The sequence below is a fragment of the Kitasatospora sp. NPDC028961 genome (assembly GCF_055564815.1).
The window spans coordinates 104,616-128,843 of sequence record NZ_JBVHVO010000008.1 but is presented as its reverse complement, the minus strand read 5'-3'; the positions used below and the strand labels follow the sequence as shown (position 1 = coordinate 128,843).

Here is a 24,228-nt window from a genome sequence, read left to right as displayed (position 1 = left end):
GCGCGTCGTGTTAGAGGAACGCACCCCCTTCGGCGGGGCCTTCTTGTTCTTGGGTCCCCCTGGGGGTGGTGGTCATGGCGGCGCCTGGACCCCCCGCGCCGGTCACCCCTGCGACGCATGCGCCCGGTCCGTTCCACGGACCGGGCGCATTCGTCGTTCCCGGCCCTTCGCCGGCGTCCTTTCCGCAGGTCGGAGCGGAACTCCCGGCGCACCCCGGAGATATGCGAAAAGGGGTAAGGGGGACCCCTCCGATAGGGGTTTGACAGGGGAGTGCCCGAACGGTTCTCACGCCTAGCATCGGTATCTGATCGTCTGTGCGGCCATTGTCCCGAACATATCGACGGTGGGAGAACCGGAAGCATGAGTGGCTCCGTGGGTGAGATCGAAGCGACGGACGGCGCGATAGCCGTCATCGGCATGTCCTGCCGCTTCGGCGGTGCGCAGGGCGGCGAGGAGTTCTGGCAGCTGCTGAGCACCGGCACCGACGCGGTCGCCGCCGGGCGCCCCGGCCGGGCCCGGGGCAGCTACCTCGACGGCGTCGACCGCTTCGACGCCGCGTTCTTCGGCATGACCCCGTCGGAGGCCGACGCCACCGACCCGCAGCAGCGGCTGGTGCTCGAAGTCGGCTGGGAGGCCCTGGAGAACGCCGGGATCCGCCCCGCCGACGCCGGCCGCCTCGGCGTCTTCGTCGGTGCGATCTGGGACGAGTACGGCGAGTTGAGCCGCCGGGCCGGCCCCGACACCTTCGGCCGGCACACCGCCACCGGGGTGCACCGCAGCGTCATCGCCAACCGGCTCTCCCACGTCCTCGGCGCGGGCGGCCCCAGCCTGGTCGTCGACACCGGACAGTCCTCCTCCCTGGTCGCCGTGCACCTGGCCTGCGAGAGCCTGCGCCGCGGCGAGTCCGAACTGGCCGTCGCCGCCGGCGTCAACCTGCTGCTCGGTCCCGACAACGAGGCGCTGCTCGCCGCCTGGGGCGGTCTGTCGCCCGACGGCGTCTGCCGCGCCTTCGACGCCCGCGCCAACGGGTTCGTGCGCGGCGAGGGCGCCGCCGCCGTGCTGCTCAAGCCGCTGGCCGCAGCGATCGCCGACGGCGACACCGTGCTGGCCACCATCCTCGGCAGCGCCGTCAACCACGGCGGCGAGGAGAGCCTCGCCACCCCGAGCGTCGACGCCCAGCGCGCCGTGCTCGCCGCGGCGCACCGGGCCGCCGGAGTCACCCCCGCCGACCTCCAGTACGTCGAACTGCACGGCACCGGGACCCCGGTGGGCGACCCGGTCGAGGCGGCCGCGCTCGGCGCCGAACTCGCCGCCCCGCGCGCCGCCGAGGCTCCGCTGCTGGTCGGCTCCGTCAAGACCAACATCGGGCACCTCGAAGGCGCCGCCGGGATCGCCGGCCTGGTCAAGGCGGTGCTCGCGGTCCACCACCGCGCCATCCCGGCCACCCTGCACCACGAGACCCCGCACCCCGGCATCCCGCTCACCGAACTCCACCTGGAGGTCGCGCGCGAGCTGCGTCCGTGGCCCCGCCCCGACCGGCCGCTGGTGGCCGGGGTCAGCTCGTTCGGGATGGGCGGCACCAACTGCCACCTGGTCCTGACCGAGGCCCCGGCCCGGCCCGAGCGCCCCGCCGCCACCCCGATGCCGGCCGTGCCGTGGGTGGTGAGCGGCCACACCCCGGCGGCGCTGCGCGCCCAGGCGGGGAGGCTCACCGCACTGGCCGCCGCGGACCCGGTGGACGTCGGCCACTCGCTGGCCACCACCCGCTCGGTGTTCTCCCACCGCGCCGTGGTGGTCGGCGCCGGCCCGGCCGACCTGCTCGCCGGTCTGGACGGCCTCGCCGGGACCGGCGCGGTGGCGGACGAGCCGAGGCTCGCCCTGGTCTTCACCGGGCAGGGCGCCCAGCGCATCGGCATGGGGCGCGAACTCCGCGCCGCCTACCCGGAGTTCGCCCGGGCCTTCGACGAGGTGTGCGCCCGGCTGGACGCCCTGCTCGGCGGCTCGCTCGCGGAGACGATCGACACCGGCGAGGGTCTCGACCGCACCGGCCGGACCCAGCCCGCGCTGTTCGCCGTCGAGGTCGCGCTGGCCGCGCTGCTGGACTCCTGGGGCGTCCGGCCGGACGTCGTCGTCGGCCACTCCGTCGGTGAGATCGCGGCTGCCCACGTGGCCGGGGTGCTCGACCTGTCCGACGCCTGCGCCCTGGTGGCGGCCCGCGCCACGCTGATGCAGGCGCTGCCCGCCGAGGGCGCGGCCATGGTCGCCGTCGAGGCCGCCGAGGACGAGGTCCGGGCCCTGCTCGGTGACCGGACCGGCGCCGCCGACATCGCCGCCGTCAACGGCCCGGAATCGGTCGTGCTGTCCGGCGTCGACACCGTGGTGGCCGAGGTGGCCGAGCAACTGCGCGCCCGGGGGCGGCGGGTCAAGCGGCTCGCCGTCAGCCACGCCTTCCACTCGCCCCTGATGGACCCGATGCTCCCGGACTTCCGCCAGGTGGTGGCCGGGCTCACCTTCCGCCCGCCGCGCGTCCCGATGGTCTCCACCGTCACCGGCGCCCCGCTCACGGCGGCCGAGGCGGCCTCGCCGGACCACTGGGTCCGCAACGTGCGGCAGCCGGTGCGGTTCGCGGACGCGGTCCGCGGCTGCGCCGCCACCGCCTTCCTGGAGATCGGCCCCGACGCCGCGCTCACCGGCGCGATCGGCGACACCCGGCCCGAGGCCCTCGCCCTGCCCGCGCTCCGGAGCGGCCAGGCCGAACCGCCGCGGCTGCTGAACTCCCTCGGCCGGCTCTTCGAGCACGGCGTCGGCGTCGACTGGCCGCGCCTGTTCGAGGGCACCGGCGCCCGCCGGGTCACCCTGCCCGGCTACGCCTTCCAGCGGGACCGGCACTGGCTCGGCATCCCGCGCGGCGACGACCCGGTGCACGAGCCCTCCCGCGCCGAAGCGCTGCGGCAGCGGCTGGCCGACGCGCCCGACCCCGACGCCGCCACCACCGACCTGGTCACCCGTGCCCTCGCCCGGGTCCTCGGCACCGACGCGGCCGGTGTCGACGTCGACAGCGCCTTCCGCGACCTCGGCCTCACCTCGGTGACCTCGGTCGAACTGCGCGACGCCCTGGTCGCCGAGACCGGACTCCCGCTGCGCACGGGCCTGGTGTTCGACCACCCCACCCCGCGCCGGCTGGCCGCGCACGTGCACCGCTCGCTGTTCGACGCCGCCCCCGACCCGGTGGCCCCGGTCACCGGCCGGCCGGTGGCGGAGGACGACCCGGTGGTGATCGTCGGCATCGGCTGCCGCTTCCCCGGCGGAGTCTCCTCCCCGGCCGACCTGTGGGACGTGGTCGCCGGCGAGCGCGACGTCATCAGCGGTTTCCCGGCCGACCGGGGCTGGGCGCCCGGACCGGTCCGGCACGGCGGATTCCTGGACGGCGCCGCCGACTTCGACGCGGACTTCTTTGGCATCTCGCCGCGGGAGGCGCTGGCCATGGACCCGCAGCAGCGGTTGCTGCTGGAGACGGCGTGGGAGGCCTTCGAGCACGCCGGCATCGACCCGCACACCCTGCGCGGCAGCGCGACCGCCGTCTACGTCGGCGCCAGTGCCGAGGAGTACGGACCCCGGCGGCACGCGGCCCCCGAGCACCTGAACGGCTTCCTGCTGACCGGTGGTTCGCCGAGCGTCATGTCCGGCCGGATCGCGTACGCCTTCGGTTTCACCGGTCCGGCGCTGACCGTGGACACCGCCTGTTCCTCGTCGCTGGTGGCGTTGCACCTGGCGGTGCAGGCGTTGCGCGGTGGTGAGTGTGCGTTGGGTGTGGTGGGCGGGGTGACGGTGATGTCGTCGCCGGGGACGTTCGTGGAGTTCTCGCGGCAGCGGGGGTTGGCGGCGGACGGTCGGTGCAAGTCGTTCTCGGCGGACGCGGACGGGACGGGTTGGTCGGAGGGTGTGGGGGTGCTGCTCGTGGAGCGGCTGTCCGATGCCCGTCGGTTGGGTCACCGGGTGTTGGCGGTGGTGCGGGGCAGTGCGGTGAATCAGGACGGTGCGTCGAACGGGTTGACGGCGCCGAACGGTCCGTCGCAGGAGCGGGTGATCCGGCAGGCGTTGGCGAGTGCGGGGTTGTCGGCTGCGGATGTGGACGCGGTGGAGGCGCACGGGACGGGGACGCGGTTGGGTGACCCGATCGAGGCGGAGGCGTTGCTGGCGACGTACGGGCGCGGGCGGGACGCGGACCGGCCGCTGTATCTGGGGTCGGTGAAGTCGAACATCGGGCATACGCAGGCGGCCGCGGGTGTGGCCGGCGTGATCAAGATGGTGATGGCGCTGCGCAGGGGTCTGCTGCCGCGGTCCCTGCACCTGGACACCCCGACACCCCACGTCGACTGGTCGGCCGGGGCGGTGGAGTTGCTGGGCGAGGCCCGGGAGTGGTTCCCGGGTGACCGTCCGCGTCGCGCCGGTGTCTCCTCGTTCGGGATCAGTGGCACCAATGCGCATGTGATCCTCGAGGAGGGGGATCCGGCGGCGGTCGCGGTGGGCGGTGACCGGGCGGCGATGTCGGCGATGCCGGTGGTGCCGTGGGTGGTGTCGGCGCGCTCGGCGGAGGCACTGGGCGGGCAGCTGGCCCGGGTGGCGGAGCTGGCCTCCTCGGGTGATGTCGACCCGGTGGATGTCGGGTGGTCGTTGGCGACGTCGCGGGCGGTGCTGGAGCACCGGGCGGTGGTGCTGGGCTCGGATGTGGTCACCGCCGGGGCGGGTGCGGTGCGGACCGGTGTGGGGTTCCTGTTCGCGGGCCAGGGTGGTCAGCGGGCGGGCATGGGGCGGGAGTTGTACGAGGCGTTCCCGGTGTTCCGGGCGGCGTTCGACGAGGTGTGCGCGGTGCTCGACGCGCCGGTGGCCGAGGTCGTCGCCTCGGGTGAGGGCCTCGGCCACACGGGGTTGGCGCAGCCGGCGCTGTTCGCCCTGGAGGTGGCGCTGTTCCGGCTGCTCTCTTCCTGGGGTGTGGCTCCGCGTGTGCTGGTGGGGCATTCGGTGGGTGAGATCGCGGCCGCGCATGTGGCGGGGGTTCTGGATCTGGTGGACGCGGGTGCGCTGGTGTCGGCGCGGGCCCGGTTGATGGACGCGCTGCCCGCCGGTGGGGCGATGGTCGCGGTGGAGGCGGCCGAGGAAGAAGTCCTCCCGCTGCTCACCGGGCTCGCGGAGGTGGGTGTCGCGGCGGTCAACTCGCCGACTTCGGTGGTGGTTTCGGGTGCGGAGGACGCCGTTCGCGCGGTAGTCGAGGCGCTGCCGGGCCGCCGCACCAAGCGGCTCGAGGTCAGCCACGCGTTCCACTCCCCGCTGATGGCCCCGATGCTGGAGGACTTCCGCGCGGTGGTGTCGGGTCTGGCCTTCCACCCGCCGCGCGTTGCGGCTGTCTCGACCGTCACCGGCCTGCCGGTCGACGGTGAGTGGTGCGACCCGGCCTACTGGGTGGACCATGTGTCCCGCACGGTCCGTTTCGCGGACGCGGTCGAGGCGGCGGGTGTGGGCGCCTGGGTCGAGCTCGGCCCGGACGGTGTGCTCTCCGCTCTCGTCGATGCCGCCGTGCCCACGCTGCGCGGGGACCGGCCGGAGGCCCGCCAGGCGGTGACCGCCCTCGCGCACGCCTTCGTCCACGGTGCGGACGTCGACTGGCCAGTGCTGTTCGCGGGGCATGACCCGCGCCTGGTCGAGCTGCCGACGTACGCCTTCCAGCGCGAGCGCTACTGGCTGGAGCCCGTCACGGGTGACGTCGCCTCCGCCGGACTCACCGACGCCGCCCACCCGCTGCTCGCCGCCGTCGTCGAACTCCCCGACGGCGGAGCGGTGCTGACCGGGCGGATCTCCCTCGCCACCCACCCCTGGCTGGCCGACCACGTGGTGCCCGGAGGACTGCTGCTCCCCGGCGCGGCCTTCGTCGAGCTGGCCGTCGCGGCCGGTGACCGCGTCGGCGCGCCCCGGATCGAGGACCTGACGGTGACCGCGCCGCTGCCCCTCGCCGAGCACGGCGTCGCCCTGATCCGGGTGACCGTGTCGGCCGAGGACGCCGCCGGGCGCCGGGACATCGCCGTCGACTCGCGGACCGACGCCGAGGACGAGTGGACGCGCAACGCGAGCGGCCTGCTCGGTCGGGCCGTCGCCGAGCCGTCGGCGGCCGGCGCATGGCCGCCGCCGGAGGCGGTCGAGGTCGACACGACGGACGTCTACCGGCGGCTGGCCGAGCACGGCTACGCCTACGGACCGGCCTTCCGCGGGCTGCGGCGGCTCTGGCGGGCCGGTGCGGACCTCTGCGCCGAGGTCGAGCGGGCCGCACCCGCCGAGGACGCCTTCGTCGTCCACCCCGCGCTGCTCGACGCCGCCCTGCACCCGTGGCTGCCGGGCGCCACCACCGGGGACGGCCCGCGCCTGCTGCCGTTCGCCTGGCAGGGCGTGGAGGTCCACGCGACCGGGACCGGCCGGCTGCGGGTCCGGATCACCCCGGTGGGGCCCGACGCGGTGGCCCTGCACCTCGCCGACGCGGCCGGCCGGCCGGTGCTGACCGTCGACTCGCTCACCTGGCGCGAGGCACGCGGCCCCGCCGACGCCGCCGCCAGGCACCTCTTCCAGGTGGACTGGACCCCGGTCGGGACGGCCGGGGCCGAGGCCGCTGACCAGGTCGAGCTGGCCTGGGACGCCGATCCGGCCGCGCTGTCCGGTCCGGTGCCGGCGCTCGTCACGGTGTCGGTGCCCGCCGGTGGCGCGGACGTCGTCGCCTCGGCCCACGAGCTGACCCGGGGGGCGCTCCGACTGGTCCAGGGCTGGCTGGCGCAGGAGCGGTTCGCCGACGCCTGCCTGGCCTTCGTGCTCGACGAGACCGATGTGGCCGCGGCGGGCGTGCGCGGGCTGCTCCGGTCGGCGAGCACCGAGCACCCGGGGCGGTTCAGGATCGTCGCGGTGACCGGCCGGCCCGGCCCGGCGGCGCTGCCGCTGCCCGACGCGGCCGAGCCGGAACTGGCGCTGCGCGACGGCGTCGTCCTGGCGCCGCGGCTGGCCCGGCTGGCGCCCGCGGCGGACGCGCCGGAGCTCCGGTTCGACCCGGAGGGAACGCTGCTGCTCACCGGCGGCACCGGTGAGCTGGGCGCTTCGCTGGCCCGGCACCTGGTCCGCGTCCACGACGTCCGGCGGCTGCTGGTCCTGAGCCGCAGCGGCCCGGCGGCCCCGTCGGCGGCCCTGCTGCGGGACGAACTCGCCGAGCTGGGGGCCGAGGTGACCGTCGCCGCCTGCGACGCCGCCGACCGGGCGGCGCTGGACGCCGTGCTGCGCGACGTCCCGGCCGCGCATCCGGTACGGGCGGTGGTGCACGCCGCCGGTGTGCTGGACGACGGCATCGTCACCGCCCTGACCGGGGAGCGGGTGGACGCCGTCCTCCGGCCCAAGGTCGACGCCGCGTGGGCGCTGCACGAGGCGACCCGGGAGCTGGACCTCACCGCCTTCGTGCTCTACTCCTCGGTCTCGGCCCAGATCGGCGCGGCCGGCCAGGCCAACTACTCGGCCGCCAACGCCTTCCTCGACGCGCTGGCCGAGCACCGCGTCCGGCACGGCCTGCCGGCCACCTCCCTGGCCTGGGGCCTGTGGGCCCAGGCGGGCGGCATGGCCGAGAGCCTGACGGACACCGACATGGCGCGGATGGCCCGGACGGGCGTGCTCCCGCTGCCGCACGACACGGGGGTGCGGCTGTTCGACCTGGCGGTGCGGCAGAACCGCGCGCTGGTCGTGCCGATGCGCTTCGACACCGCCGCCGTCCCGGGCGGCCCGGTGCCGCCGCTGCTGCGCGGCCTGCTCCGCGCCGGGACCCCGGCGCGGCGCGGCGCCGCCGCCGGCCCGCTCGCCGGTGCGGCTGCGCTGCCGGTCGCCGACCGCGCGGCCGCCGTGACCGGGCTGGTGCGGGACACCACGGCCGCCGTGCTCGGCCACGCCGACGCCGACGCCCTCGACCTGGACCGGACCTTCCAGAGCCTCGGGCTGGACTCGCTGACCGCCGTCGAGCTCCGCAACGGCCTGGCCGCGGCGCTCGGCTCGCGGGTGCCGACCACGCTGGTCTTCGACTACCCGACGCCCCGGGCGGTGGTCGCCCACCTGCTGGCCGGGCTGACCGGCGAGCCCGCGGCCGAGGAGGCGCCGGGCCGGCCGGACCGGGCCACGGCCGACGAGCCGATCGCCATCGTCGCGATGGCCTGCCGCTACCCCGGTGAGGTGGACTCCCCGGAGGCCCTGTGGCGGGTCGTCGCCGAGGAGCGGGACGTGGTGTCCGGCTTCCCGGAGGACCGGGGCTGGCCGGCGGACCTGTACGACCCGGACCCCGAGCGGCCCGGCCACACCTACGCGACCGGCGGCGGCTTCCTGCACGGCGCCGCCGACTTCGACGCCGCGTTCTTCGACATCTCGCCGCGCGAGGCCCTGGGCATGGACCCGCAGCAGCGCCTGCTGCTGGAGACGGCCTGGGAGTCGCTGGAGCGTGCCGGGATCGACCCGGCCACCCTGCGCGGCAGCCGGACCGGCGTGTTCGCCGGGCAGATGTACCACGACTACGCGCCCAGCGTGGACCGGATGCCGGAGGACCTCGAAGGCATCCTGCTGACCGGCAACACCGGCAGCGTGCTGTCCGGCCGGCTCTCCTACGCCTTCGGCCTGACCGGTCCGGCGATCACGGTGGACACCGCCTGCTCCTCGTCCCTGGTCGCGGTGCACCTCGCCGCGCAGGCGCTGCGGGCGGGGGAGTGCACGATGGCCCTGGCCGGCGGCGTCACCGTGATGTCGACGCCCGGCACCTTCGTCGAGTTCGCCCGCCAGCGCGGCCTGGCCCCCGACGGCCGGTCCAAGCCGTTCTCGGCCGCGGCCGACGGCGTCGGCTGGTCCGAGGGCGTCGGGGTGCTCGTCCTGGAGCGGCTGTCGGACGCCCGGCGCAACGGGCACCAGGTGCTCGCGGTGGTGCGCGGCTCGGCGGTCAACCAGGACGGCGCGTCCAACGGCCTGACCGCGCCGAACGGTCCGTCGCAGCAGCGGGTGATCCGGCAGGCGCTGGCGAACGCCGGGCTGACCCCGGCCGACGTGGACGTGGTGGAGGCGCACGGCACCGGCACCCGGCTCGGCGACCCGATCGAGGCGGAGGCCCTGCTGGCCACCTACGGCCGGGACCGGGACGCGGACCGGCCGCTCTACCTCGGCTCGGTGAAGTCCAACCTCGGGCACACCCAGGCCGCCGCCGGCGTCGCGGGCATCATCAAGCTGGTCATGGCGCTGCGGCACGAGGTGCTGCCCCGGAGCCTGTACGCCGACGAGCCGTCCCCGCACGTGGACTGGACGGCGGGCGGGGTGGAGCTGCTCGCGGGCAGCCGGCCCTGGCCGGCCGGCGGCGCGGCCCGGCGCGGCGCGGTCTCGTCCTTCGGCATCAGCGGCACCAACGCCCACGTGATCATCGAGCAGCCGCCCGCCGCGGTGCCCGCCGCCCCCGTCGCCCCGGCCGCCCCCGCCGGCGTCCGGGCCCCGGGCGTCGTGCCGTGGGTGCTCTCGGCCCGGAGCCTGCCGGCCCTGCGGGCCCAGGCAGGCCTGCTCGCCGACCGGCCGGCGGACGACCCGGCGCAGGTCGCCGCGGCCCTGCTCGCCACCCGGTCGGAGTTCGAGCACCGCGCCGTGGTGCTCGGCGACGGCGCCGAGGACCTGCGGACGGCCCTGCGGGTCCTGGCCGCCGGGGAGCCGCACGCCCGGGCGGTGCTCGGCGAACGGACCGAGGAACCCGGCGACGTGGTGTTCGTCTTCCCCGGCCAGGGCTCCCAGTGGATCGGGATGGCCCGTGAACTGGTCTCCACCGCACCGGTGTTCGAGCAGGCCCTGCGGGCGTGCGACCGGGCGATCGGCGAGCTCACCGGCTGGTCGGTGCTGGCGGTCGTGACGGGCGCCGAGGACGCGCCCTCGCTGGACCGGGTCGACGTGGTGCAGCCCGCGCTGTTCGCGGTGATGGTGTCGCTGGCGGAGCTCTGGCGCTCGCTGGGCGTCCACCCCGCCGCCGTCGTCGGGCACTCCCAGGGCGAGATCGCGGCCGCCCACGTGGCGGGCGGCCTCTCGCTCGCGGACGCCGCCCGGATCGTGGTGCTGCGCAGCCGGGCCCTGACCGAACTGGCCGGCTCGGGCGGCATGCTGTCCGTCCCGCTGCCCGAGGCCGAGGTGACGGCCGCCCTGGCCGGCCGGGACGGCCGGCTCTCGGTCGCCGCGGTGAACGGACCGCGCGCGACCGTGGTGTCCGGCTGGGTCGACGCGCTGGACGCCTTCGAGGCCGAGCTGCTCGCGGCGGACGTCCAGGTGCGGCGGATCCCCGTCGACTACGGGTCGCACTCCGTCCAGGTCGAGCCGCTCCGGGAGCGGCTGCTCGCCGAACTCGGCCCCGTCGCCCCGGTCTCCGGCACCGTGCCGATGTGGTCCACCGTCACCGGTGGACGGCTCGACACGGCGGAGATGGGCGCCGCCTACTGGTACGAGAACCTCCGCCGCACCGTCCGCCTCGACGAGGTGGTCGGCGAGCTGCTGGCCACCGGGCACGGCGTGTTCGTGGAGTGCAGCCCGCACCCGGTGCTCACCGTCGGGATCCGCGACCGGGCCGAGAGCGGCGACCGGCCCGCGGTCGCGGTCACCGGATCGCTCCGGCGCGACCGGGGCGGCCTCGACCAGTTCCTGGGCAGCGCCGCCGAACTGTACGTGCGCGGGGTCCCGGTGGACTGGACGCGCCCGCTCGGCGCCGTCCCCGGCCGGCCGGTCGACCTGCCCACCTACCCGTTCCAGCGCGAGCGGTTCTGGCTCGGCCCCGTCACCGCCGCCACCGACGTCACCGCCGCCGGGCTGGCCGGCACCGGCCACCCGCTGGTCGGGACGGCCGTCGACCTGCCGGACGGCGGGCTGGTCCTGACCGGGCGGCTCGCCCTGGACACCCGACCGTGGCTGGCCGACCACACCGTGTTCGACCGCGTCCTGGTACCCGGGACGGCCTTCGCCGACCTGCTGACCGCGATCGGCGACCGGGTCGGCGCACCCTGCCTGGAGGAGGTGACCATCACCGCCCCACTGGTCGTGCCGGAGCGCGGCGGCGTCCTGGTCCGGGCCGTGGTGGCACCGGCCGACGAGGAGGGCCGCCGCCGGGTGAGCGTCCACTCCCGCACCGGGACGGACGAGGCCGCGCCGCCGTGGACCGACCACGTCGAGGCCGTACTCGGCTCGACCGGCGGCGCCCCGGTCGAGCTGCGCGCCTGGCCGCCCGCCGGTGCCACCGAGGTGGACCTCGACGGGGCGTACGAGCGGCTCGCCGCCGACGGCTACCGGTACGGGCCGGGCTTCCGCGGGCTGCGCCGGCTCTGGCGGCTGGGCGAGGACCTCTACGCCGAGGCCGTGCTGGAGGGCGAGCAGCCCGACGGCCACCTCGTGCACCCGGGCCTGTTCGACAGCGCGCTGCACCCCCTGCTGCTCGTCGACGACCGGGAGGGCGGGCTGCCGTTCGCCTGGCAGGGCGTGCGGGTGCACGCCTCCGGCGCCACCCGGGTCCGTGCCCGGATCAGCCCGGCCGGCGCCGACGCGGTGTCGGTGGCGCTCGCCGACGGCACCGGCGCGCCGGTGCTGACCGTCGACTCGCTGGTCCTGCGGCCCGCCGCCCGCGCGGCGCTCGCCGCCGGGGCGGGGACGCCCGACGCGCTGCACCTGGTCGACCTGGTGCCGCTGCGGCCCGCGCCGGCGGACCCCGACACCACCGGCTGGGCCGTGCTCGGTGAGCTGCCCGACTGGTGGCCCGCCGAGCTGGACCGGCCGGCCTCCTTCCCCGACCCGGCGGCCCTGGCCGCGTCGGCCGGCCGCCGCCCGGCCGTCGTCCTGGCGCCCGCGGACCGGCCGGCGGACCGGGCGGAGACGGGAGCGGGTGTCGCCGACGCGGCCCGCCGGGCCGTGCACCGGACGCTCGACCTGGTCCGGTCCTGGCTCGCGGACGAGCGGCTGGAGGGCACCGAACTCGTCGTGCTGACGGTCGACTCCCTCGCCGGCGACCCGGTCCAGGCCGGTGTCCGCGGCCTGCTGGCGACCGCCCAGACCGAGAACCCCGGGCGCTTCCGGCTGGTCGACCTCGACGGCGAGGCCGCCGCCCGGTCGCTGCCCGCCGCGCTGGCCACTGGGGAGCCCCAGCTGGTGCTGCGCGGCGCCGAGTGCTTCGTCCCCCGGCTCGTCCCGGCGGCGAGCCGGCCGGCCCTCCCGGTACCGGACTCCGCCGCCTGGCGGCTGGAGATCCCCGAGGTCGGCACGCTGGACAGCCTGGCGCTGGTGCCCGCCGACACCGCCGACCGTCCGCTGGAGCCGGGCCAGGTCCGGGTCGCCGTCCGGGCGGCCGGGCTGAACTTCCGGGACGTCCTGATGGCGCTCGGGATGTACCCGGGCGAGGTCGTCCTCGGCAGCGAAGGGGCCGGCATCGTCACCGAAGTGGCCCCGGACGTCACCGACTTCGCGCCCGGGGACCGCGTGGTGGGGATGTTCTTCCACGCCTTCGGCCCGGTGGCCGTCGCCGACCGGCGCATGATCGCCCCGATGCCGGAGGGCTGGTCCTTCGCGGAGGCCGCGTCCGTCCCGGTCGTCCACCTCACCGCCTACTACGGCCTGGTGGACCTCGCCGGGCTGCGGGCCGGGGAGCGGGTGCTGATCCACGCGGCCACCGGCGGCGTCGGGATGGCCGCCGTCCAACTGGCCCGCCACCTCGGGGCGGAGGTCTACGGCACCACGAGCCCCGCCAAGCAGGGGGTGCTCCGTGACCTCGGCCTCGACGAGGCGCACCGCGCCTCCTCGCGGTCCCTCGACTTCGAGGAGCGCGTCCGCACCGCCACCGGCGGCCGGGGCGTCCACGTGGTGCTCAACTCGCTGGCCCGCGAGTACGTCGACGCGTCGCTGCGGCTGACCGTGCCGGGCGGCCGGTTCGTGGAGATGGGCAAGACCGACATCCGGGCCGCGGCCGACGTCGCGCGCGACCACGACGGCGTCACCTACCGTGCCTACGACCTCGTCGACGCCGGACCGGAGCGGATCGGGGTGATGCTGCGCGAGATCCTGGATCTCTTCCGGGCCGGCGCGCTGACCCTCTCACCGGTCCGGGCCTGGGACGTGCGCCGGGCCAGGGACGCCTTCCGGCACCTGCGCGAGGCCCGGCACGTGGGCAAGAACGTCCTGACCGTGGCGCCCGCGCTCGACCCCGACGGCACCGTCCTGATCACCGGCGCCACCGGTCTGCTCGGCGGGATGATCGCCCGCCACCTGGTGCACGCCCACGGTGTCCGGCACCTGCTGCTGGCGAGCCGCAGCGGCGCGGCCGCCGAGGGGGCCGGCCCGCTGGCCGCCGAACTCCGCGCGGCCGGTGCCCGGGTGACGCTCGCCGCCTGCGACACCGCCGACCGCGCGGCACTGGCCGGCCTGCTGGCCGACATCCCGGAGAAGCACCCGCTGACCGGCGTCGTCCACGCGGCCGGCGTCCTCGACGACGGGGTGCTCACCTCGCTCGACGCGGCCCAGGTCGACCGCGTCCTGCGGCCGAAGCTGGACGCGGCCTGGCACCTGCACGACCTCACCCGCGACCTCGACCTGGCCGCGTTCGTCCTCTACTCCTCCATCGCCGGCGTCAACGGCGCCGCCGGCCAGGCCAACTACGCCGCCGCCAACACCTTCCTCGACACCCTCGCCGCGCACCGCGCCGCGAGCGGCCGGGCCGGGCTCTCGCTCGCCTGGGGCCTGTGGGAGCAGGCCAGCGGAATGACCGGGCACCTCGCCGAGGCCGACCGCGCCCGGATGGCCCGCGGCGGGCTGGTGCCGATGACGGCGGAGGAGGGGCTGGCCCTCTTCGACGCCGCGCTCGCCGCCGGCGAGCCCGTGGTCGTCCCGGCCCGGCTCGACACCCGCGCCCTGCGCGCCGACCCCGACGGCGTGCCCGCGCCGCTGCGCGACCTGGTGCGGACCGCGGTGGTCCGGCGCACCGCCGCGGCGGGCGGCGACGGGGCGCAGTCCCTCGCCGAGCGCCTGGCCCGGCTGTCCGGGGCGGACCGGCGCAGCACGCTGCTCGACCTGGTCACCGCGCAGGTCGCCGCCGTCCTCGGGCACTCCGACCCGGTCCAGGTGCGGGACGCCCGCGCCTTCAAGGAACTCGGCGTGGACTCGCTCACCGCGGTCGAACTGCGCAACCGGCTGGCCGCCCTGAGCGGCCTGCGGATGCCGGTGACCCTGGTCTTCGACCACCCCAGCCCGGCCCGGGTCACCGACCACATCCTCGGCGCGCTCGCGCTCCCCGAGGACGACGAGGACCCGGTGATGGCCGGCCTCCGGGCGGTCGGCGACTCCCTGGCGGGCGCCCTCACCGACGAGGAGTCGCGCCGCCGCGTCACCGCCCGTCTGCGGGAACTGCTGGACGCCTGCGCGGCGCCCGCCTCGAACGGCGCGGACGGCGCGGGGGAGGACGACGACCTCGACGCGGCCACCGACGACGAGCTGTTCGCCCTGGTCGACCAGGACCGGCCCCAGGGCTTGTCGGACAAGGAGGGGTGAGCTTCCGCCGCCCGCTGTTCCACCGCCCGATGTTCCACACCGCCTGCCGTATGCGACCGACCAGGGAGTGACCGCGCGTGTCCGACGAATCCAAGCTCCGCGAATACCTCAAGCGTTCGATCGCCGACGCGCGTGACGTGCGGAGGCAGCTCGAAGAGGTCCAGGAGAAGGCGAACGAGCCCATCGCCATCGTCGGCATGGCCTGCCGGTTCCCGGGCGGGGTCGGCTCGCCCGAGGACCTGTGGCAGCTGGTCGCCGACGGCGTCGACGCCATCGGCGGGCTGCCGACCGACCGGGACTGGGAGCTCGACCGGCTCTACGACCCCGACCCCGAGGCCGCCGGTCACAGCTACGCCCGGGACGGCGGATTCCTCTACGACGCGGGCCTGTTCGACGCGGGCTTCTTCGGCATCTCGCCGCGGGAGGCGCTGGCCATGGACCCGCAGCAGCGGCTGCTGCTGGAGACGGCGTGGGAGGCCTTCGAGCACGGGGGCATCGACCCGGTGGCGCTGCACGGCAGCCGGACCGGGGTGTTCGTCGGGGCGAGCGGCCACGAGTACGGCCCCCGCGTCGACGAGACCCCGGCCGAGGTGGAGGGGCTCGTCCTCACCGGCGGCGCACCCAGCATCATGTCCGGCCGGGTCGCCTACACCTTCGGCTTCACCGGTCCGACCCTGAGCGTCGACACCGCCTGCTCCTCCTCGCTGGTGGCGCTGCACCTGGCGGCGCAGGCCCTGCGCAACGAGGAGTGCCCGCTCGCGGTGGCCGCCGGGGTCACGGTCATGTCCACCCCCCGGACCTTCGTGGAGTTCTCGCGGCAGCGGGTCGGCGCGCCGGACGGCCGCTGCAAGTCGTTCTCGGCCGAGGCCGACGGCGCGGGCTGGTCGGAGGGTGTGGGGGTGCTGCTGCTGGAGCGGTTGTCCGATGCCCGTCGGCTCGGCCACCGGGTGTTGGCGGTGGTGCGGGGCAGTGCGGTGAACCAGGACGGTGCGTCGAACGGGTTGACGGCGCCGAACGGGCCGTCGCAGGAGCGGGTGATCCGGCAGGCGTTGGCGAGTGCGGGGTTGTCGGCTGCGGATGTGGACGCGGTGGAGGCGCACGGGACGGGCACCCGGCTGGGTGACCCGATCGAGGCGCACGCACTGCTGGCGACGTACGGCCAGGACCGTGCCGAGGGCGAGCCGCTCTGGTTGGGCTCGGTGAAGTCGAACATCGGCCACACCCAGCACGCGGCGGGGATGGCCGGCGTGATCAAGATGGTGCTGGCGATGCAGCACGGGGAACTGCCCCGGAGCCTGTACACGAAGGAACCGTCGCCGTTCATCGACTGGTCGGCCGGGGCGGTGGAGTTGCTGGGCGAGGCCCGGGAGTGGTTCCCGGGTGACCGGCCGCGTCGCGCCGGGGTCTCCTCGTTCGGGATCAGTGGCACCAATGCGCATGTGATCCTCGAGGAGGGGGATCCGGCGGCGGTCGCGGTGGGCGGTGACCGGGCGGCGATGCCGGTGGTGCCGTGGGTGGTGTCGGCGCGCTCGCCGGAGGCACTGGGCGGGCAACTGGCCCGGGTGGCGGAGCTGGCCTCCTCGGGTGATGTCGACCCGGTGGATGTCGGGTGGTCGTTGGCGACGTCGCGGGCGGTGCTGGAGTACCGGGCGGTGCTGCTGGGCTCGGATGTGGTCACCGCCGGGGCGGGTGCGGTTCGGGCGGGCGTGGGGTTCCTGTTCGCGGGCCAGGGTGGTCAGCGGGTGGGGATGGGGCGGGAGTTGTACGGGGCGTTCCCGGTGTTTCGGGAGGCGTTCGACGAGGTGTGCGCGGTGCTCGACGCGCCGGTGGCCGAGGTTGTCGCCTCGGGTGAGGGGCTCGGCCGCACCGGGTTGGCGCAGCCGGCGCTGTTCGCGCTGGAGGTGGCGCTGTTCCGGCTGCTCTCTTCCTGGGGTGTGGCTCCGCGCGTGCTGGTGGGGCATTCGGTGGGTGAGATCGCGGCGGCGCATGTGGCCGGGGTCCTGGATCTGGTGGACGCGTGTGCGTTGGTGTCGGCGCGGGCCCGGTTGATGGACGCGCTGCCCGCCGGTGGGGTGATGGTCGCGGTGGAGGCGGCCGAGGAGGAGGTCCTCCCGCTGCTCGCCGGGCTCGCGGAGGTGGGTGTCGCGGCGGTCAACTCACCGACCTCGGTGGTGGTTTCCGGCGCGGAGGACGCGGTTCGCGCGGTCGTCGAGGCGCTGCCGGGCCGCCGTACCAAGCGGCTGGAGGTCAGCCACGCGTTCCACTCCCCGTTGATGGCCCCGATGCTGGAGGCCTTCCGTGCGGTGGTGTCGGGTCTGACCTTCCACCCACCGCGTATTGCGGCGGTCTCGACCGTCACCGGCCTGCCCGTCGAGAACGAGTGGTGCGACCCGGCCTACTGGGTGGACCACGTGTCCCGCACGGTCCGCTTCTCCGACGCCGTGACCGAAGCGGGTGTGGGCGCCTGGGTCGAACTCGGCCCGGACGGTGTGCTCTCCGCCCTCGTCGACGCCGCCGCGCCCGCGCTGCGCGCGGACCGGCCGGAGGCCCGCCAGACGGTGACGGCCCTCGCGCACGCCTTCGTCCACGGTGCGGCCGTCGACTGGCCGGTGCTGTTCGCGGGGCATGACCCGCGTCTGGTCGAGCTGCCGACGTACGCCTTCCAGCGCGAGCGCTACTGGCTGAAGCCGGCGACACGCACCGGGGCGGGCAGCCCGGTGTCCCGCGATTCCCTGCTCTACCAGGTGGGTTGGCAACCACTAGACCTGCCGCTCCGGGATGCCGTACCCGGCACCTGGCTGGTCGTCACATCGCCCGGACCGGACCAGGACGAGCTCCTGGCGGAGGCCGCCCGGCGCCTGGGAACCCTGGTCGAGAACGTCGTCCGGGTCGAGCTCGACCCCGCCGTCGAGCTCGACGAGCAGGCGGTCGCCGGGCTACTGCGCCGGATCGCGGGCGAGGCGCCCCTGGCGGGCGCGGTGTCGCTGCTCGGTCCGCGCGCGGGGGCGCTGGTTGCGGTCGCCCGGGCGCTGGACACGATCCCGCTGTGGTGCCTCACGCGCAACGCCGTGGCGGCCGCCGCCGAGGATCCGGCGGTGGATCCGGACGGCGCCGGCCCGTGGGCGGTCGCGCGTGTGCTCGGCTGGGAGCTGGCCGAGAGCTGGGGCGGAGTCGTCGACCTGCCCGCCGCGCCGACCGAGGAGGACTGGAACCGGCTGCGCGACGTGCTGGCCGCCGGCCAGGACGCGGACGACCAGCTGGCCGTGCGGGCCGGGCGGGTCCTCACCCGGCGGCTGCGGCCCGCGCGCGCCGGGGGCAGCGCGGTCGGCCTGAGCGGAACGGTCGCGGTCGTCGGTGACCTCGGGCCCCGGGCCGGTGTGCTCGCGGACTGGCTGCTGGGCGTCGGCGCCGACCGGGTCGTCCTGGTCGGCGCACCGGGCGGCACGGGCCGGGCGGACGAGGGAGTCGGCGAGCCCGGACTCCCGGACCGGGTCGAGCGCGCGGAGTGGAACGCCGCCACCCGGGCGGAGCTCGCCGGGAGCGCCGTCGTCCTGCTCGAAGAAGCACACGGCGACACCGCGACCCTGACGGCCGAGCAGTGGCACCGGCTGGTCACCGCCCGGACGGAACAGCTGAAGGACCTGCACGAGTGGGCCGGCGCCGGGATGCTGCTGGTGCTCTGCTCCGCCGTCGGCGTCATCGGCGGCGCCGCGTCGCCCACCGTGACCCAGACCGCGGCGGAGGCCGTGGTCCGGCACCGCCGGTCCCTGGGTCTTCCCGGGCTGTCGGTGGCCGTCGGCCCGGACGAGGACGGGCCGGGCGCCCTCGGGTTCCGCCCGGTCGGTCTGCGCGAGGCGCTGGGGCTGGTGAGCACCGGCCGGGAGAACACCGTCGTCGCCGACGTCGACTGGGAGCAGGTGGTCTCGGCGCCGACCGTGGCGCGCGCCCACCGCTTCGTCGCCGAGCTGCCCGAGGTCAGGGCTCTGCTCGGGGCGGACGCCCGGGCGCTGCGCGACCGGCTCGCCGGTCTGGCGGACGCGGACCGCCGCCAGGCGCTGGTCGCCCTGGTCCGGACCGAGGTCGCCGAGGTGCTCGGCTACGCGGAGTCCGGGCCGCTGGAGACCGCCCGCGCCTTCACCGAGCTCGGGCTGACCTCGCTGACCGCCGTCGACCTGCGCAACCGCCTGAACGCGCGGACCGGCCTCCGCCTGGCCGTCTCGCTCGCCTTCGACCGCCCCACGGTCGAGGCGGTCGCGGACCACCTGGCGGCGGAACTGCTCGGTGCGGACGACGACCAACTGCCCGTCGCACCGGCTGCGGTCACCGACGAACCGATGGCGATCGTCGGCATGGCGTGCCGCTTCCCCGGCGGGATCGGCTCGCCGGAGGACCTGTGGCGGGTCGTCGCCGACGGCGCCGACATGATCGAGCCGTTCCCCACCGACCGCGGCTGGAACATCGAGGACCTCTACGACCCGGACGCCGGCGCCCCGGGGAAGACCTACACCGCCGAGGGCGGCTTCCTCCGGGGGGCGACCGAGTTCGACGCCGGGTTCTTCGGGATCTCGCCGCGGGAGGCACTGGGCATGGACCCGCAGCAGCGCCAACTGCTGGAGACGGCCTGGGAGGCGTTCGAGCAGGCCGGCATCGATCCCGCGGCGCTGCGCAACAGCCCGACCGGGGTGTTCGTCGGCGGCAACGGTCAGGACTACGCGACGTCCATGACCCGCGTCCCGGCCGGCGTCGACGGGTACCTGATGACCGGCAACGCGGCCAGTGTGCTGGCCGGCCGGATCGCCTACACCTTCGGCTTCACCGGTCCGACGCTGACCGTGGACACCGCCTGTTCCTCCTCGCTGGTGGCGTTGCACCTGGCGGTGCAGGCGTTGCGCGGTGGTGAGTGTGCGTTGGGTGTGGTGGGCGGGGTGACGGTGATGTCGTCGCCGGGGACGTTCGTGGAGTTCTCGCGGCAGCGGGGGTTGGCGGCGGACGGTCGGTGCAAGTCGTTCTCGGCGGACGCGGACGGGACGGGTTGGTCGGAGGGTGTGGGGGTGCTGCTCGTGGAGCGGCTGTCCGATGCCCGTCGGTTGGGTCACCGGGTGTTGGCGGTGGTGCGGGGCAGTGCGGTGAACCAGGACGGTGCGTCGAACGGGTTGACGGCGCCGAACGGTCCGTCGCAGGAGCGGGTGATCCGGCAGGCGTTGGCGAGTGCGGGGTTGTCGGCTGCGGATGTGGACGCGGTGGAGGCGCACGGGACGGGGACGCGGTTGGGTGACCCGATCGAGGCGGAGGCGTTGCTGGCGACGTACGGGCGCGGGCGGGACGCGGACCGGCCGCTGTATCTGGGGTCGGTGAAGTCGAACATCGGGCATACGCAGGCGGCCGCGGGTGTGGCCGGCGTGATCAAGATGGTGATGGCGCTGCGCAGCGGTCTGCTGCCGCGGTCCCTCCACCTCGACACCCCGACACCCCACGTCGACTGGTCCAAGGGCGCCGTCGAGCTGTTGAGCGAAGCCCGGGAGTGGGCTTCGGGCGAGCGTCCGCGTCGCGCCGGCATCTCCTCCTTCGGTGCGAGCGGCACGAACGCGCACGTGATCGTGGAGGAGGGGGATCCGGCGGCGGCCGCGGTGGGCGGTGACCGGGCGGCGATGCCGGTGGTGCCGTGGGTGGTGTCGGCGCGCTCGGCGGAGGCGCTGGGCGGGCAACTGGCCCGGGTGGCGGAGCTGGCCTCCTCGGGCGATGTCGATCCGGTGGACGTGGGCTTCTCGTTGGTGTCGTCACGGGCGGTGTTCGAGCACCGGGCGGTGCTGCTGGGCGCCGATGGCTCCGAACTCGTCGCGGCCGAGCCGGTGTTGTCCTCGCCGGGTGCGGTGCGGACCGGTGTGGGGTTCCTGTTCGCGGGCCAGGGTGGTCAGCGGGCGGGGATGGGGCGGGAGTTGTACGGGGCGTTCCCGGTGTTCCGGGCGGCGTTCGACGAGGTGTGCGCGGTGCTCGACGCGCCGGTGGCCGAGGTCGTCGCCTCGGGTGAGGGCCTGGGCCGTACGGGGTTGGCGCAGCCGGCGCTGTTCGCCCTGGAGGTGGCGCTGTTCCGGCTGCTCACCTCCTGGGGCGTCACTCCCCGTGTGCTGGTGGGGCATTCGGTGGGCGAGATCGCGGCCGCGCACGTGGCGGGGGTCCTGGATCTGGCGGACGCGGGTGCGCTGGTGTCGGCGCGCGCCCGGTTGATGGACGCACTGCCCGCCGGTGGGGCGATGGTCGCGGTGGAGGCGGCCGAGGAAGAAGTCCTCCCGCTGCTCACCGGACTCGCGGACGTGGGCGTTGCGGCAGTCAACTCACCGACTTCGGTGGTGGTTTCCGGCGCCGAGGACGCCGTTCGCGAGGTCGTCGAGGCGCTGCCGGGCCGCCGTACCAAGCGGCTGGAGGTCAGCCACGCGTTCCACTCCCCGCTGATGGCCCCGATGCTGGAGGCCTTCCGTGCGGTGGTGTCGGGCCTGACCTTCCACCCGCCGCGCGTTGCGGCGGTCTCGACCGTCACCGGCCTGCCCGTCGAGAACGAGTGGTGCGACCCGGCCTACTGGGTGGACCACGTGTCCCGCACGGTCCGCTTCGCGGACGCCGTTGAAGCCGCCGGTGTGGACGCCTGGGTCGAACTCGGCCCGGACGGTGTGCTCTCCGCCCTCGTCGACGCTGCCGCGCCCACGCTGCGCGGGGACCGGCCGGAGGCCCGCCAGGCGGTGACCGCCCTCGCCCACGCCTTCGTCCACGGTGCGGCCGTCGACTGGCCGGTGCTGTTCGCGGGCCATGACCCGCGCCTGGTCGAGCTGCCGACGTACGCCTTCCAGCGCGAGCGCTACTGGCTGGAGCCCGTCACGGGTGACGTCGCCTCCGCCGGACTCACCGACGCCGCCCACCCGCTGCTCGCCGCCGTCGTCGAACTCCCGGACGGCGGGACGGTGCTGACCGGGCGGATCTCCCTCGCCACCCACCCCTGGCTCACCGGCCATGCGGTCCTGGGCTCGGTCCTGCTGCCGGGCTCGGCCTTCGTCGAGCTGGTGCTGACGGCCGGGCGGCGCGTCGGGTGCCCGAGGCTGGAGGAGCTGGTGCTGTCCGCTCCGCTGGTGCTGCCGCGTTCGGGGGCCGTCCAGCTCCAGGTCGTGGTGGAGGCTCCGGACGGTTCGGGCAGCCGGGCCGTGGCGGTGTACTCGCGGCCGGCCGCCGACGACGCCGATCCCGAGTGGACCCAGCACGTGACGGGTTCGGTGGGTACGGCCGAGGCGGACCCCGGTGCGGGGGCCGACCAGCCGGTCGGCGATGCCGTCGAGCGCGATCTGACCGGCCTGTACGAGGAGTTGACCGATCGGGGCTACGCCTACGGCCCGGTGTTCCAGGGCCTGCGACGGCTCTGGAAGGCGGGTGACGAGGTCGTCGCGGAGATCGAGCTGCCCTCGGGCGCGCCCGGTGCGACCGGCGACTACGTCCTCCACCCGGCCCTGCTGGACGCGGTGGTGCACCCGTTGCTGCCGGGCGTGGTGGACGACGAGCGGGCGGCCGGGCTGCCGTTCGCCTGGAGCGGGGTGAGCGTGTTCGCGCCGGGGACGTCGCGGCTGCGGGTGCGGATCGTGCCGGTCGGTCCGGACACGGTGTCGCTGCACATGGCGGACGACGGCGGTCGGACGGTCGCCAGGATCGACTCCCTGGCGTGGCGGGAGGTGACCGCGGATGCCGTTCGGTCCGCCGGTCACGACGCGCTCTTCGAGGTGGTGTGGCAGCCGGTCGAGCCGGTGGCGGCGGCAGGCTCGGCGGAGTCCACCGCGACGTGGGCGGTGCTCGGCGCGCCGAGTGACGAACTCCCGCTCCACTACGCCGATGTGGCCGCGCTCGGTGCCGCGCTCGACGCGGGGGCGCCGCTGCCGCCGGTCGTGCTGGCCCGGCTGGCCGCCGGTGACCCGGGCGACCCGGCCACCACGGTCGGTGACGCGCTGGAGCTGGTCCAGGCCTGGTTGGCGGACACGCGGCTGACCGGGGCCCGGCTGGTGGTCGTCACCACCGGCGCCACCGGCCCCGCCGCCGTCGACCTGGCCGCCGTCGACCTGGCCGGAGCCGCGGCCTGGGGCCTGCTGAAGTCGGCGCAGACCGAGCACCCCGACCGGGTGGTGCTGGTCGACGTCGACGACCTGGACGCGGCCTGGCCGCTGCTGCCGGGCGCGGTGGCCTCCGGCGAGCCGCAACTGGCCCTGCGGGCAGGCACCGTACTGGTCCCCAGGGTGGCCCGGCCGTCGGCCGGGGGCGACGCCCCGGTGGCGTTCCCGGCCACGGGGACGACGCTGATCACCGGTGGTACCGGTGTGCTGGGCGGGATGTTCGCCCGCCACCTGGTGCGCGCCCACGGCGTCCGCCGGCTGCTGCTGGCCGGCCGCCGGGGCCCGGACGGACCGGGCGTCGCCGAACTCGTCCGGGAGCTGGAGGAGTCGGGCGCCGAGGTCGAGGTGGCAGCCTGTGACGTGACGGACCGGGCGGCGCTGGCCGCGCTGCTGGCCGCCGTCCCCGCCGAGCACCCGCTGACCGCCGTCCTGCACCTGGCCGGGGTGGCCGACGACGGCGTCATCGACTCGCTGACCCGCCGCCGGGTCGCCGACGTGCTCGCGCCCAAGGCGGACACCGCCTGGCACCTGCACGAGCTGACCCTCGGCCTGGACCTGTCGGCGTTCGTCGTGTTCTCCTCGGTCGCCGCCACCTTCGGGGCGCCCGGACAGGGCAACTACGCGGCCGCCAACGGCTATCTGGACGCCCTGGCGCTGCACCGCCGGGCCCGGGGCCTCCCGGCGCTGGCCCTGTCCTGGGGCCTGTGGGCCCGGGAGAGCGGCATCACCGGCCGTCTCGGCGCGGCGGACCTGCGCCGGCTCGCCCGGGCCGGGATCATCGCGCTGGACGACGCCACCGGCCTCGACCTGTTCGACGCGGCGCTCGCGGCGGGGCGGCCGTGGCTGCTGCCGATGCGGCTGGACACCAAGGCCCTGCGGGCCCAGGGCGAGGCGATGCCCGCGGTGCTGCGCGGCCTGGTCGGCCGGCCCCGGCGGGCCGGCGCGGCGGCCGGGGCGCCCGAGGAGACCCTGGTGGACCGGCTGGCGCGCACCGCGCCGGAGGACCGGGACGGGCTGATCGACGAGGTGGTGTGCCGCGAGATCGCGGTCGTCCTCGGCCACGCCGGGGCCGACGGGATCGACCGCGACCGGACCTTCGCGGAGCTGGGTTTCGACTCGCTGACCGCGGTGGACCTGCGCAACCGGCTGACCGCCCTGGCGGGGCGGCGCCTGCCGGCCACGCTGGCCTTCGACTACCCGACGCCGACCGCGCTGGTGGGCTATCTGCGCACCGAACTGCGGGCGCGGGTGCCGGAGGCCGGCCACCCGGTGCTGGACCGGCTGGAGGCGCTGGAGGCCACCACGGGCACGACCGGGCTCGACCCGGCCACCCGGGAGCAGGCGGTGGAGCGGCTGCGCGCGCTGCTCTCCCATTGGACGGCCGACACCGAGGCGGCCCAGGTCACCGAACGGCTGGCCGACGCCTCCGCCGACGAGGTCTACGACTTTGTCACCAGGGAACTCGGGATCTCCCTCAGCTGAGCACGTCTGTACG

Annotated in this window: 1 protein-coding gene and 1 pseudogene; both read left to right on the top strand. The window is 75.9% G+C overall.

Annotation, left to right across the window (positions count from 1 at the left end; translation table 11 throughout):
- Positions 1-372: 372 nt before the first annotated feature.
- The gene (locus ACZ4UX_RS17470; protein WP_465707284.1) at positions 373-14,592 is read left to right on the top strand and encodes an SDR family NAD(P)-dependent oxidoreductase; all 14,220 of its coding nucleotides are present in this window, start codon (positions 373-375) and stop codon (positions 14,590-14,592) included.
- 116 nt (positions 14,593-14,708) lie between these two features.
- A pseudogene (locus ACZ4UX_RS17465) lies at positions 14,709-24,215 on the top strand (type I polyketide synthase); the annotation flags it as partial.
- Positions 24,216-24,228 lie beyond the last annotated feature (13 nt).